Here is a 13,551-nt window from a genome sequence, read left to right on the forward strand (position 1 = left end):
CAAAAAATCTAAAATAGGATTTATATCGTACATACTACAACGCTAAGGTAGAAAAAGCATTACTTGTTAGCGTTGGATTGAGCAAGAAAAAGGGGTAAAAACCCTATACGATATATACAATTTTGGTTAGTTTGGTTTGGTATAACCCCCGTTATTGGTTTCAATGCGGGGGTTATTTTATGATGTTCACTTCGGGATGGATGTTTATCCCAAAGTTTTTCTGTACTTCCTTTTGTATGTTCTCGGCCAGTTGCAGGATTTCTTTCCCGGTGGCGTTTCCATAATTCACCAACACAAGGGCCTGTTTTTCATGCACCCCGGCATCCCCGAAACGCTTTCCCTTGAACCCGCTCTGCTCTATGAGCCATCCTGCCGGTATTTTGTACTGATCATCATCCAGTTCATAAAAAGGGGCTTTGGGATGTGACTTGATGAACTTGTCGAACTTTTTTTTCGAGATCACGGGGTTTTTGAAAAAACTACCGCTGTTGCCCAGTTCCTTGGGGTCGGGCAATTTGCTTTGTCGAATGGCTATCACTGCATTGGAAATGTCCCTGATAGTGGGGTACACGATGCCATTGTTCTTGAGCTCTTCCTCAATGGCGCCATAACCTGTGTGCAGCACGTGGTCTTTTTTGGTCAATCTGAGGTTTACGGAGGTGATAATGTATTTGTTCTTGGCCCCGTTCTTAAAAATGGAATCCCTGTACCCAAATTCACAATTTTCCTTATCGAAAGCGACCAATTCACCGGTTTCCACATCCATTGCGGTGCAGCTTACAAAGATGTCTTTCAGTTCCACACCATAAGCGCCAATGTTCTGTATGGGTGCAGTCCCCACATTGCCAGGGATAAGGGATAGATTTTCCAGCCCGCCATACCCCCTGTCCAAGCTCCACATGACCAGATTGTGCCAATTTTCACCGGCCATGGCCTTGATTTCAACGGTTTCCCCATTTTCTTCGGTGATGGAGATGCCCTTCAGGGCGATGTGCATCACAAGGGCATCAATGTCCTTGGTGAGCAACATATTGCTTCCTCCACTGATGATGAACCTTTTGGGATATGCCGTCAGCTCCAGTACCTTTTGTAGCTGTGCCAATCCGGTTATCTCCACAAAAAAGCGTGCCTTTACATCAATACCAAAGGTATTGTAGCTCTTGAGGGATATGTTCTCCTGTATGGTCACTTGGTGTTGTACTCCTTTAAGGCCCTGCCCAAAATGTGGACGGCCTTTACAAGTTGCTCTTTTTTCAGGACATAGGCAATCCTGATCTGGTTTTTTCCCAATCCGGGAGTGGCGTAAAAGCCTGCTGCCGGGGCTACCATGACCGTGTTTCCGTCCAGTTCAAATTTTTCCAACAACCACTGCGCAAAATCATCGGCATCGGCAATGGGCAATTCCACCACACAATAAAAAGCGCCTTGCGGCACGGCCACTTTTACACCTTCCAATTGTTGGAGCTCGGAGATGAGTACGTTTCTACGGGAAACATATTCTTCAATGACATCATCAAAGTAGTCTTGGGGGGTTTCCAATGCGGCCTCGCTGGCTATCTGGGCAAAAGTAGGGGGGGACAACCTCGCTTGGGCAAATTTCAATGCGGTCTGGATGACTTCCCTGTTCTTGGAAACGATACATCCGATGCGTGCCCCGCACATGCTGTACCTTTTGGAAACGGAATCCACCACAATGGCGTGTTCTTCTAGGCCATTGACCTGCAAAATGGAATAGTGTTGTCTTCCTTCATAGGTGAACTCGCGATAGACCTCGTCCGCAATAAGGAAAAGGTCGTGCTTCTTCACCAAGGTGGCCAGTTGTTCTATTTCTTCCTTACTATAAAGGTATCCTGTAGGGTTCCCTGGATTACAGATCAGGATGGCCTTCGTCTGTGGGGTGATGAGTTTTTCGAATTCAGCGATGGGGGGGAGGGCAAAATTGGTATCGATGGAAGAGGCAATGGGCACCACCTTTACTCCTGCTGCAGTGGCAAAACCATTGTAGTTGGCATAAAAGGGTTCCGGGATGATGATCTCGTCCTCGGCATCCATGATGGTTCCCATGGCAAAGGAAAGGGCTTCCGAGCCTCCCGTGGTCACGATAATGTCCTTGGCGGTGACGCGGATGTCCTTTTTTTCATAATAGGCCGCTATCTTTTCCCGATAGGTTTCCGAACCTTCGGTCATGCTGTAGGCCAAAACCTCAATTTTATGGTTCCGGACAGCATCCAAAGCCACTTTCGGGGTCTTGATGTCAGGTTGACCTATATTCAGGTGGATGACGTGGATCCCTCTCTTCTTTGCAGCTTCGGCATAGGGGACCAATTTTCGGATCGGGGAGGCAGGCATTTGCCTTCCTTTTTCGGAGATACTTGGCATGTGCTAAATTTTAGGCAAAAATGGGAAAACCAGCATTTGAAAACAACACATTGCAGGTTTATTTATCTGTTGTCCAAAATGTTAAAATAAGGTAAACGAATCGTCTTATTTTGTATATTTAATATGTACAATCGACTAGAATTAAGAATGTTGGGAAAAAAACTTGCTTTTTTTGTGTTTCTTGTGATGGTGCCCTTGTTGGTTTTGGCGCAGGGATATTTCTTGCCCAAAGGACAAAAGTTCGAGAAAATCAAGTTTGAGCTGATCAACAATCTCATCATCATCCCTGTGGAGATCAATGGGGCCGAGCTTACCTTCATTTTGGACTCTGGGGTCAGCAAACCTATCCTGTTCAACCTTTCCCAATCCGATTCCATACCCATCAACAATGTGTCCGAAGTCACCATCAGAGGCCTTGGGACTGGGGAACCTATGAAAGCACTTAGTTCAAAATCCAACATCTTTCGACTTGGGGATGTGCGGAATTTTTCTCAAGACCTTTATGTGGTATTGGACAGGGAAATCAATTTTTCCACCTCTTTGGGGATACCGGTCCATGGAATAATGGGCTATGACCTCTTCAAGGATTTTATCATGGAGGTGAATTATGGTTCGCGCACCATAAAACTCCACAACCCTCAGCTGTACAAACACAAAGAAAAAAAGAATTCACAGACACTTCCCATTATCATTCAGGGCAACAAGGCCTATATGGAAGGAACGGTACTGATGAAGGACACGGCCAATATTCCCGTCAAACTGCTCGTGGACACAGGTAGTAGTGATGCCCTGTGGCTGTTCCAAGAACCAGAGAAGGGACTGGATATACCGGAAAAAAACTATGAGGATCATCTGGGTAGGGGACTCAGCGGGGATATTTTTGGAAAACGGAGCAAAATAAATGGGGTCAAAATAGGAGGGTTTGAATTGAAGGAAGCCAAAGTGGCCTTTCCGTATTGGGAATCCTTTGCCGCATTGGAAAATCTGGGCGACCGTAATGGCAGTGTGGGAGGGGAAATCCTAAAACGGTTCAACATTATCTTTGATTATACTCGCGGATTGGTCACCCTAAAAAAGAACGGTAACTTTAAAGAGCCTTTTCAATACAATCTGGCAGGAATTCAACTCCAGCACAACGGACTGCGGTACATTGCCGAAAGTATTGCCGGGTCCGGCGGAATTGTAAAAGATGACGACTCTACCTTTGGGAATGTCCAAATCCTATTGGAGAACAAGACCAGGCTCAGTTTGGTGCCGGAGATCATTGTGTCTGGTATTAGGGCCGGAAGCCCAGCTGCAGAGGCCGGACTGCGTGAGGGGGATGTTATTTTGGCCGTCAATGGAAAGAGCATCCACCGATATAAGCTACAGGAAATCCTCAAAATGATGAACGAAAAAGAAGGTAAGCGCATCAAAGTTCATATCGAGAGATACAACAAGGACCTCATGTTCTCCTTTGTGCTCAAGAAGGTCTTCGATGATGACTAAAAAAATCCCCGAAAAACAATCGCTTTCCGGGGATAGGGTCATAATTTTCTTTTTACTTACTTAGCTCCTGGGCCGTTTACATTCCCTTTTATTTTTAGAACCTTGGTAGGAGTGTCCGCATTCGAGGTCACCGTAATGGCCTTTCTGATGGGGCCTACCCTGTTGGTATCATATTTCACCTCTATCTTCCCAGTTTTTCCAGGCATGATAGGTTCTTCAGGCTTTTTGGGGATGGTGCAACCACAGCTTGATTTTACGCTGCTGATCACCAATGGAACATTCCCGGTATTGGTAAATTCAAATACCCGGACACCGTCGCTTCCCTTTTCAATTTCACCGTAATCGATGGTCTCGCTCTTAAATTCAATCTTAGCAGTTTCCTGGGCATATATCCCTAAAGATAGAAGCCCGACAAACAGCATGAGTACAGTTTTTTTCATCATTTTTGGTTTTTGGGTGAATTTCAAATGTAGATGTTTTGTCACCTGCATCCAAAATTCTTTTGTTATGTAATAACGTTACTTATTTTTGTTTCGTATTTCTGGATTGGCTTCCATCAGGAGAATTGCATTAAATTAACATTGTGTTTCCCTTCAATAAAGACCAATCCATAGCCATTTAACAAAAACTGTACCGAAAAATGGAGATTCCATCAAAATATGAACCCCAAAGGGTTGAAGGGCACTGGTATGCCTACTGGACGGAGCATGGATATTTTAGTTCAAAACCAGATGAAAGGGAGCCCTATACCATCGTGATTCCCCCACCAAACGTGACCGGGGTACTGCACATGGGACATATGCTCAACAATACCATCCAAGATGTTTTGATACGAAGAGCAAGACTTTTGGGCAAAAATGCCTGTTGGGTGCCAGGAATGGACCACGCTTCCATTGCCACGGAGGCCAAAGTGGTCGCCAAATTAAAGGATGAGGGCATCAACAAAGCCAACCTATCCAGGGATGAATTCCTAAAACATGCCTGGGACTGGACAAACCAGTATGGTGGTGTTATTCTTCAGCAGTTGAAAAAGTTAGGTTGTTCTTGTGATTGGGACCGAACCAAGTTCACCATGGATGACGATATGTCAGCCTCGGTAATCAAAGTTTTTGTGGATTTGTACAATAAAGGGTTGGTTTACAGGGGGTACCGAATGGTGAATTGGGATCCAGAGGCCAAGACCACCTTGTCCGATGAAGAGGTCATCTATGAGGAAAGACAGGGAAATCTGTATTATTTGGCCTATACCATAGAAGGTTCCGACGAAAAAGTGACCATTGCGACCACCCGCCCGGAGACCATTTTGGGTGATACCGCGATATGCATCAACCCCAATGACGAAAGATATCATCACCTCCGCGGCAAAAAGGCCATTGTGCCCATCTGTGGTCGTGTGATTCCCATCATTGAGGATGACTATGTGGATATGGAATTCGGGACCGGGTGCCTTAAAGTGACCCCGGCCCACGATGAGAATGATAAAAACCTTGGGGACAAACACAATTTGGAGGTCATCGATATTTTCAATGAAGATGCGAGCCTCAACTCCTTTGGACTTCACTACGAAGGAAAGGATCGTTTTGTGGTCCGAAAGGAAATTGCGAAGGAGTTGGAAGAAAAAGGCTATTTGGTCAAAGTGGAGCAGCACATGAACAAAGTGGGCACTTCGGAACGGACCAAAGCGGTCATTGAGCCCCGACTATCCGATCAATGGTTCCTGAAAATGGAAGAATTGGCCAAACCGGCCCTCGAAGGTGTGCTGGAAACGAATGATATCAAACTATATCCATCCAAATTTGACAACACTTATCGCCATTGGATGGAAAATATCCGTGATTGGAACATTTCGCGCCAGTTGTGGTGGGGACAGCAGATTCCGGCTTACTATTATGGCGATGGGAAGGATGATTTTGTGGTTGCTGAAACGCCTGAAGAAGCACTTAAACTAGCGCAATCCAAAAATCCAGCAGTCCAACAATCGGACCTACGCCAGGACCCAGACGTACTCGACACTTGGTTTTCCTCATGGCTGTGGCCCATCAGCGTGTTTGGTGGCATTTTGGAACCGGACAATGAAGAGGTGGACTATTATTACCCGACCAACGATCTGGTCACTGGCCCCGATATCTTGTTTTTCTGGGTGGCCCGTATGATCATGGCCGGATATGAGTACCGCGGAAAACGACCATTTGAAAATGTATACCTGACCGGATTGGTTCGGGACAAACAACGCAGGAAAATGTCCAAATCGTTGGGAAATTCGCCCGATGCGTTAAAATTAATCGAGGATTTTGGGGCCGACGGCGTTCGTGTGGGACTGCTCTTGAGCTCAGCCGCGGGCAACGATCTGTTGTTCGATGAGGCACTTTGCCAACAAGGTTCCAACTTTGCCAACAAGATTTGGAACGCTTTCCGGTTGATAAGAGGATGGGAGGTTGCCGATATTCCACAACCTGAAGCAGCAAAAGTAGGAGTGGATTGGTACAGGGCCAAGTTTGACCAAACGTTGGTGGAAATAGAGGACCATTTTTCCAAATATCGCATTTCCGATGCCCTGATGGCCATCTATAAATTGGTATGGGACGATTTCTGTTCCTGGTTGTTGGAAATTGTGAAACCGGATTACCAGAAGCCCATCGATAGGGCAACATTTGATGCGGTCATACAGCTATTTGAAGAAAATTTGAAGCTGCTGCACCCATTCATGCCATTTTTGACCGAAGAAGTCTGGCAACACATTGCGGAGCGAACCCCGGAAGAAGCGTTGATTGTGTCCCAATGGCCAAAACCTGGTAAAGTGGATATAACACTCATCAACGGATTTGATTTCGCTGCCGAGGTGATCTCTGGTATAAGGACCATCCGAAAGGAAAAGAGCATTCCCCAAAAAGATGCCTTGGAACTTTTCATGATGAACACGGAAGGAGTGGACAATCAAATGGATGCCATTATTCGGAAGTTGGGGAACCTGTCCAAATTTGAGGTTGCAAACGCCAGTTTGGATGGTGCACTGACCTTTAGGGTGAAGAGCAACGAGTATTTCATTCCCATCAGTGGGGCCATCGATGTGGAGGCGGAGATTGCAAAAATCAAGGAAGAACTTAATTATACTAAAGGCTTTTTGAAATCGGTGCAAGGGAAATTGAGCAACGAACGCTTTGTGAACAATGCGCCTGAACAGGTGGTGGCCATCGAACGAAAAAAAGCTGCCGATGCCGAGGCCAAGATAGAGACTTTGGAAAAAAGCTTGGCCAGTTTACAATAACCTTTGGTTATTTGTACGATTTTTGAAAAGGGAAGCCAGCTTCCCTTTTTATTTTTTTTACTTTGGAATGGATTAGAACCAACACCCTTTATTGCCCATGAAAAACCTCAATAGAAGAAGTTTTATTCAAAAAACTTCCTTAACGGCTGCAGCTGTGGCGATTGCACCCAATTATTTGCGTGCAGCATCCGAAAGACCCATTTCATCAGCCTATATGGGCGGTTTTTCCGCTCCAAAGATTGCCAAGGTCCGTGCCGCCTTCATAGGGGTAGGGGCCAGGGGAGGTACTCACGCCAAGTTCTTTGCAGCCTTGGAAGGTACGGAAGTTGTTGCCATTTGTGACCTCTACGAAGATTTAGTAAAGGAAAAGACGCAGTGGGTAAAAGAAGCAGGCGGGTCAAACAAGCATAAAAACATAGCGCAATATTGGGGGGATGAAAACCAATGGCGAAAAATGTTGCAGGAGGTACGGCCAGATGTGGTCTTCATTGCCACCAACTGGGTGAACCATGCCCCTATGGCCATCGGAGCCATGGAGCAGGGTGCCCATGCCTTTGTGGAGGTTCCCATCGCATTGACCATCCAGGAAATGTGGGACATTGTGGACACCAGTGAGCGTACCCAAAAACATTGTATGATGTTGGAAAACGTGAACTACAGTCGTGATGAACTCATGTTTTTGAACATGTGCCGGCAAGGGGTGATCGGTGAGATTTTACATGGTGAGGCCGCCTATATCCATGAATTGCGGTGGCAGATGGAAGAACAGGAAAGGGGAACCGGTTCTTGGCGCACCCATCATTATGCCAAAAGAAATGGGAACCTATATCCGACCCACGGCTTGGGACCTGTTGCCCAATACATGAATTTGGCCCGAGGAGAGGATACCTTTGGCAGTCTAGTTTCCTTCTCCACCCCATCAAGGGGCCGGGAGCTCTATGCGGAAAAGAACTATCCAAAAGACCATAAATGGAACCAATTGGAGTTCAAGGGTGGGGATTTGAACACTTCCATCATCAAAACGAATTTGGGAAGGACCATTATGGTGCAATGGGACGAAACCAGTCCCAGACCCTATTCCAGATTGAACTTGATCCAGGGTACCAAAGGTACATTGGCCGGATTTCCGACCCGTGTCGCACTTGAAGGAGGCGTTGAGGGGTTGACCAAGGACCATCATTCTTGGGTGCAGGGCGAGCAATTGGAAAAATTATATGAGAAATACGATCACCCACTATACAAAAGGTTGAATGAAGCTGCCAAGGGCAGTGGACATGGCGGAATGGATGGGATTATGGTCTATCGTATCGTGGAATGCCTCCAAAAAGGACTTCCCTTGGACCAAAACGTCTATGAAGGTTGTCTCTGGAGTGCCGTTTCGCCATTGAGTGAACGCTCCGTGGCCAGTGGGGGCGCTCCACAACCCTTTCCTGATTTTACAAGGGGCAGCTGGAAAGAAACCGTGCCCTTGGACATTATAAGCTGACCATCACATGATTCAAATACAAGTTCCGGCACGTATCTGCTTTTATGGGGACCATCAAGATTATTTGGGACTTCCGGTAATTGCAGGTGCCATAGATCGATATATCAACATAACGGCCCGGCCCAATGCCGAAGGAAAATTTGTTCTGAAACTCCTTGATCTGGGAGAAGAAGACTTCATTGCCTTGGACGATGACCTAAAAAATGTCCGGCCCGGTGATTTTTTCCGTTCGGCCATGGCCGTTTTGAAGAATGAAGGGTTTCGTTACAGGCAAGGCTATACCGTCGAAATCTCGGGGAATATTCCGGTAAATGCAGGTCTTTCCAGTTCCTCGGCCTTGTTGGTGGCCTGGATTCGTTTTTTGGTGGCCATCAATGTTAAATTGGATGAAACAACCGATTTTCAAGTAGGTAGATGGGCCTATGAAGCCGAAGTAGTTTTCTTCGATTCCCCAGGCGGATTGATGGACCAATATACCATTGCGCAGCGCGGTTTGCTCTACATCGATACAGAAAGTGGAAAAAGTGAACGGTTGGTGGGGAACATGGGACAATTGCTGGTGGCGGAATCGGGCTTGGCCAAAAAGACCCTCGAAGTGCTCAAGAATGCCCGTGTCTATGCCCAAAACGCGGTCGATGCCGTGAAAAGGAGCCATCCCGAATTTGTTTTGAAGGAATCTGTGTTGGGCGATTATCAAAAATACCTGGAATCGGTTCCCAATGAATTTCAGGACCATTGGTATGCGGCCATCCATAACTATCAAATCACCCTCGAAGCCAAGGAGGAGTTGCAAAAGGAACTGCCCGACCTTCAAAAATTGGGGGATTTGATGAACAGTCACCAAAAAATCCTTCAGGAACAGATCCAGAATACTCCCGCTGAAATGGTGCGGATGATGGAAGCAGCCAGAAGGGCAGGGGCCATTGGGGCAAAAACCATAGGTTCTGGCGGTGGTGGCTGTATGGTGGCCATGGTCACTGGCGATGTCAAGGAAAAAGTACGGGAAGCGTTTCTGAATGCCGGTGCCAAAGCAGTGTACGAAGTTGAAATAACAGCATAACGAAGATGGAAAACAATAGTTTGGTGATCATGGTAGGAGGGGCTTCGTCCCGAATGAAAAGAAGTCTGTCATCAGATCGGGAAAACAAGGGTGTGATGGATCACATTCCGCATAAAAGCCTTATTCCCGTTGGAAAAAACGGAAAGCCTTTTTTGTTTTATCTGGTCAGGAATGCCAAGGAGGCGGGTTATGAAAACCTCTATTTGATCACCAGTCCTGGGAATAAGGCTTTCAAAAACCTAGTGGACGAAGGTGGTTTGCCATCTGGACTGCAGGTGTTCATAGCCATTCAACAAGTCCCCGGGGAAAGGGAAAAGCCCTTGGGCACGGCGGATGCACTTCAGCAATGTTTGGACCAATATCCAGTGCTCAAAAATTCCACTTTCACGGTCTGCAACGGGGACAATTTGTATTCCGTAGGGGCCCTCAAAGATTTGAGGGGTGAAAGAAAAGCAGCCAATGCACTTATCAGCTATGCCAGTTCCGGATTTGAGTTTACGGACGAGCGTATCTCGAAATTTGCGGTCATGGATATTTCCGAAGATGGTTTTTTGAAGAAAATTATTGAAAAACCGTCCGCACAGGAGATTCCCAATTATATGGATGATACAGGGGAACTCAGGGTGAGTATGAACATTTTCAGTTTTTACGGCACGGACATCTATCCCTATTTGCAAAATTGTCCCCTAGATCCGGTCCGGGACGAGAAGGAGTTGCCCAAGGCTGTAGGCAATTTGGTGGTGGACGACCCACAAAGTGTGCTCTGTATTCCACGTTTGGAACACATTCCGGACCTGACCGATGCCAACGATATCCAATTATTCAAAAATTTGGAGTAACTTCATGGTGCACAGCCCCATACTTGCAGCGAGTAAAATTTTAAACTTTTGGAATGGAATCGTATGCAACGGCATTGTTATATGCCACTCCCTTTTTTATAGGTCTGGTACTTTTCGAAGTGCTCTACGGCCGTTTTGTGAAAAACCAGAAGCACAACTTGATGGATACCGTGAGCAGCCTCAGCTCTGGATTGACCAATGTGGTAAAAGATTCTTTGGGGCTTGTACTCGTCTTGGTCAGCTATCCATTTTTATTGGAACATTTGGCGCTTACCGAGATCAAGGCAAGTTGGCTGGTCTGGGTGGTGGCCTTCATAGTGCTTGATTTTGCGGGGTATTGGAACCATCGGCTCAGCCACCACATCAATTTTTTCTGGAACCAGCATGTCATTCACCACAGCAGTGAAGAATTCAATCTGGCCTGTGCCCTTCGGCAGCCCATTTCCAATCTTTTGGGCTATTATGCGCTGCTGTTGATCCCTGCTGCTCTTCTTGGAGTTCCGCATGAGGTCATCGCTGTTTTGGCGCCCATCCATCTTTTTGCCCAGTTTTGGTACCATACCCAACATATCGGAAAAATGGGATGGTTGGAGTACGTGATCGTTACCCCTTCGCAGCATCGGGTTCATCATGCCATCAACAAGGAATACATCGACAAGAACCTAGGGCAGATATTTTGCATTTGGGACAGGATGTTCGGAACATTCCAGGAGGAGTTGGATGAGGTACCGCCCCAATATGGTGTCTTGAAACCTGCCAACACGTGGAATCCCATCATCATCAATTTTCAGCATTTGTGGCGACTTATGAAGGATGCATGGCGGACCAAGAGTTATTGGGACAAACTGAGGATTTGGTTCATGCCCACTGGGTGGCGACCTGCGGATGTGAAGGAATCCCATCCGGTGGAAATCATTGAGGATGTCTATAATTTCGAGAAATACAGGCCTGAAGCATCCAACTCGCTCAAGGCATATGCATTGTTCCAATTAATATTGACCACAGTTCTGATGCTCTTTATGTTCTACAACTATTCCAATATAGGTTTTGATGGACTTTTGCTGTTCGGGGGCTTTGTTTTTGTCGGGGTCTATGGGTACACGACCTTGATGGACCGAAAAAAATATGCTGTCTGGATCGAAGTGTTCCGGGGAGTGGCGGGGCTGGCCTTGATTTTCTTCACCAAGGATTGGTTCGGGATCGATTCTTTTTTGCCAATGGCCAGTTATTCAGTGGCAATCTATTTTTTGATCACCATTTTTGGTGGGGTCTATTTCACCTATTTTGAAAGGCCATATGAGGCGACCAATTTGGCGTCTTAAAGTGTCCTTATTTCCGAATTGACAAGTTCAATGTATTTTTCCATGGCCTCTTTTCGGCCCATGTTCTTTGCTTGAAACAATGCATTGGCCTTAAAGGCATTGATCAATGGTGTCCTGCTGCCTGGATTGTCAAAATTTCGGTTGGCAATCTTGAAGTAGGCATACAGTTTCAATAGAAGATCCGCGGGCAAGGGCTCGGTGTAGTCGTTTACAAAGGCCACTGCCTCATCAAATTTTTTATGTAAAGCTTCGTCAATCATCTTCTCTTCTTACAGATGCAATACAGGTTTTGGCCCCGGTCACTTTTTGGTTCAGTTTTACGGTGATGTTGCAATTCAAGGGCAATAAAAGATCTACCCTTGATCCAAACTTGATGAAGCCGGCATCTTCACCCTGCGTTACTTGTTCGCCCTCTTCCGCATAATTGACAATACGCCTCGCCATGGCACCGGCAATCTGTCGGTACCCGATCTCGCCGAATTTAGGGGTATGTAGAACTACAGTGGTACGTTCGTTCTCGGTACTGGATTTGGGGTGCCAGGCCACCAAATATTTCCCAGGATGGTATTTGGAATAGGTTACGGTCCCGCTGGCTGGGTATCGGGTGACATGCACGTTTACGGGTGACATGAAAATGGAGACCTGTCTTCTCCGTTCCTTAAAATATTCAGGTTCGTCCACTTCCTCTATGACCACGACCTTGCCGTCCACAGGTGCCAAGATCTCATCAAAGTTGGGTGTCACGGGTCTTTTGGGGTTCCTGAAAAACTGGAGGATGGCGATCAGGATAAAAAGGGCGGCAATCTGTATGGTGAACCGGGCCCATTCCACATCTATCAAATACTGTGCGGCGAATATGGCGGCGACCACAAGAAAAAAAGTAAAAATGACTATTTTTTGACCCTCTTTATGAAACATAGGAGAAAATATTAAGTATCAAATATGCAAATGGTGAAGCAAACACCAAGCTGTCCAATCGGTCCCAAACCCCACCATGACCGGGAAGGATGGCACCACTGTCCTTCACTCCCGCCATACGTTTGAATTTGGATTCCAATAAATCGCCAAGGCTTCCCGCAACCACGATCAGGGTGGCCATTGCCATCCATTCCATTAAACTAAGTTTGGTTTCGTACCAAGATAGGATGTATGCGGCCACCAGTGCAAAAATAAGACCTCCTACAGAACCTTCAATGGTTTTTTTTGGGGAAACTGCAGGGAACAATTTTGTTCTGCCCAAGGCCCTCCCCACCAAATAGGCAAAAGTATCGTTGACCCAGATCAGGATAAAGATACCCATGATCAAAAATTGGGCAAAGGCATCATCCTTATAGGGGATCATAGTCAGGAAGATACATCCGCCACCAATGTAGAAAACGGCAATGATGAATTTTTGGAGCTCAGTGAACTCTCTTGGTCTTTTGGAGAAAAGAAAGGCGAGAAGCGCCAAGTCCACCGTTATGGTCAGTAGCATGAGAAGGGTAACCAGTGCACCGTCCCGAACAAGATAAATGAATATCCACCACAACGCCAGATAGGCTATAAAGATATAGTATCCCTTAAGCTTTACGATCCGTTTGAATTCGTACAGGCAAGCCAGTCCAAAAGCCATGAAGAGGAAGTCAAAGGCATCCGAACTTAAAAAAACCGCTCCCAAGAGAAGCACCACATAGATGACCCCCGTTATGGAGCGCCTTAAAATTTCTTTCATG

General features: G+C 46.3%; 12 protein-coding genes. 6 read left to right on the forward strand and 6 right to left on the reverse strand.

Translation table 11 applies throughout. From position 1 onward, the window contains the following. Positions 1–172: 172 nt before the first annotated feature. Together murB and D2V93_RS13115 are read right to left on the reverse strand one after the other, a co-directional pair. Positions 173–1,189, reverse strand: coding sequence for a UDP-N-acetylmuramate dehydrogenase (murB, locus tag D2V93_RS13110; protein WP_119617966.1), 1,017 nt, complete (start codon positions 1,187–1,189; stop codon positions 173–175). Continuing rightward, positions 1,186–2,379, reverse strand: coding sequence for a pyridoxal phosphate-dependent aminotransferase (locus D2V93_RS13115; RefSeq protein WP_119617967.1), 1,194 nt, complete (start codon positions 2,377–2,379; stop codon positions 1,186–1,188). Before D2V93_RS13115 ends, murB begins: the two co-directional genes overlap by 4 nt. A 147-nt stretch (positions 2,380–2,526) precedes the next feature. On the opposite strand from D2V93_RS13115, the gene D2V93_RS13120 reads away from it, so the two are divergent. Further along, the gene (locus D2V93_RS13120; protein WP_119617968.1) at positions 2,527–3,867 is read left to right on the forward strand and encodes an aspartyl protease family protein; all 1,341 of its coding nucleotides are present in this window, start codon (positions 2,527–2,529) and stop codon (positions 3,865–3,867) included. 56 nt (positions 3,868–3,923) lie between these two features. On the opposite strand, the gene D2V93_RS13125 is transcribed toward D2V93_RS13120, so the two are convergent. Continuing rightward, complete coding sequence (locus D2V93_RS13125) at positions 3,924–4,310, reverse strand: DUF1573 domain-containing protein (RefSeq protein WP_409557881.1); 387 nt, start codon at positions 4,308–4,310, stop codon at positions 3,924–3,926. A 197-nt stretch (positions 4,311–4,507) separates the two neighbouring features. Here D2V93_RS13125 and D2V93_RS13130 point away from each other — a divergent pair, with 197 nt between their 5' ends. The 5 genes from D2V93_RS13130 (at position 4,508) to D2V93_RS13150 (ending at position 11,839) form a co-directional block, all read left to right on the forward strand. Beyond that, the gene (locus D2V93_RS13130) at positions 4,508–7,132 is read left to right on the forward strand and encodes a valine--tRNA ligase (protein WP_119617969.1); all 2,625 of its coding nucleotides are present in this window, start codon (positions 4,508–4,510) and stop codon (positions 7,130–7,132) included. Between the two features lie 97 nt (positions 7,133–7,229). Beyond that, complete coding sequence (locus tag D2V93_RS13135; protein ID WP_119617970.1) at positions 7,230–8,618, forward strand: Gfo/Idh/MocA family protein; 1,389 nt, start codon at positions 7,230–7,232, stop codon at positions 8,616–8,618. 7 nt (positions 8,619–8,625) lie between these two features. Beyond that, on the forward strand, positions 8,626–9,678 hold the full coding sequence (locus D2V93_RS13140) for a GHMP family kinase ATP-binding protein (protein WP_119617971.1): 1,053 nt from the start codon (positions 8,626–8,628) through the stop codon (positions 9,676–9,678). A 5-nt stretch (positions 9,679–9,683) separates the two neighbouring features. Continuing rightward, positions 9,684–10,517 carry a sugar phosphate nucleotidyltransferase gene (locus tag D2V93_RS13145; protein WP_119617972.1) on the forward strand — a complete coding sequence of 278 codons (834 nt, stop codon included), beginning with the start codon at positions 9,684–9,686 and terminating at the stop codon, positions 10,515–10,517. Positions 10,518–10,570: 53 nt separating this feature from the next. Beyond that, a complete protein-coding gene (locus D2V93_RS13150) occupies positions 10,571–11,839 on the forward strand; it encodes a sterol desaturase family protein (protein ID WP_119617973.1) in 1,269 nt (422 codons plus the stop codon). Here the strand turns inward: D2V93_RS13150 and D2V93_RS13155 are convergent. Genes D2V93_RS13155 through D2V93_RS13165 form a run of 3 tightly spaced genes read right to left on the reverse strand, consistent with a single transcriptional unit; the run spans position 11,836 to position 13,550 of the window. After that, positions 11,836–12,099 (reverse strand): acyl-CoA-binding protein, encoded by a 264-nt coding sequence (locus D2V93_RS13155; RefSeq protein ID WP_072879533.1) that lies wholly within the window; start codon positions 12,097–12,099, stop codon positions 11,836–11,838. The genes D2V93_RS13150 and D2V93_RS13155 overlap by 4 nt on opposite strands. Continuing rightward, positions 12,092–12,757, reverse strand: coding sequence for a phosphatidylserine decarboxylase family protein (locus D2V93_RS13160; RefSeq protein ID WP_119617974.1), 666 nt, complete (start codon positions 12,755–12,757; stop codon positions 12,092–12,094). The genes D2V93_RS13155 and D2V93_RS13160 overlap by 8 nt, the downstream gene beginning before the upstream one ends. Continuing rightward, a complete protein-coding gene (locus D2V93_RS13165; protein WP_072879535.1) occupies positions 12,747–13,550 on the reverse strand; it encodes a phosphatidate cytidylyltransferase in 804 nt (267 codons plus the stop codon). Before D2V93_RS13165 ends, D2V93_RS13160 begins: the two co-directional genes overlap by 11 nt. Between the last annotated feature and the right edge of the window lies 1 nt (position 13,551).

It is taken from the genome of Flagellimonas taeanensis (assembly GCF_003584105.1).
Taxonomy (GTDB): Bacteria; Bacteroidota; Bacteroidia; order Flavobacteriales; family Flavobacteriaceae; genus Flagellimonas; species Flagellimonas taeanensis.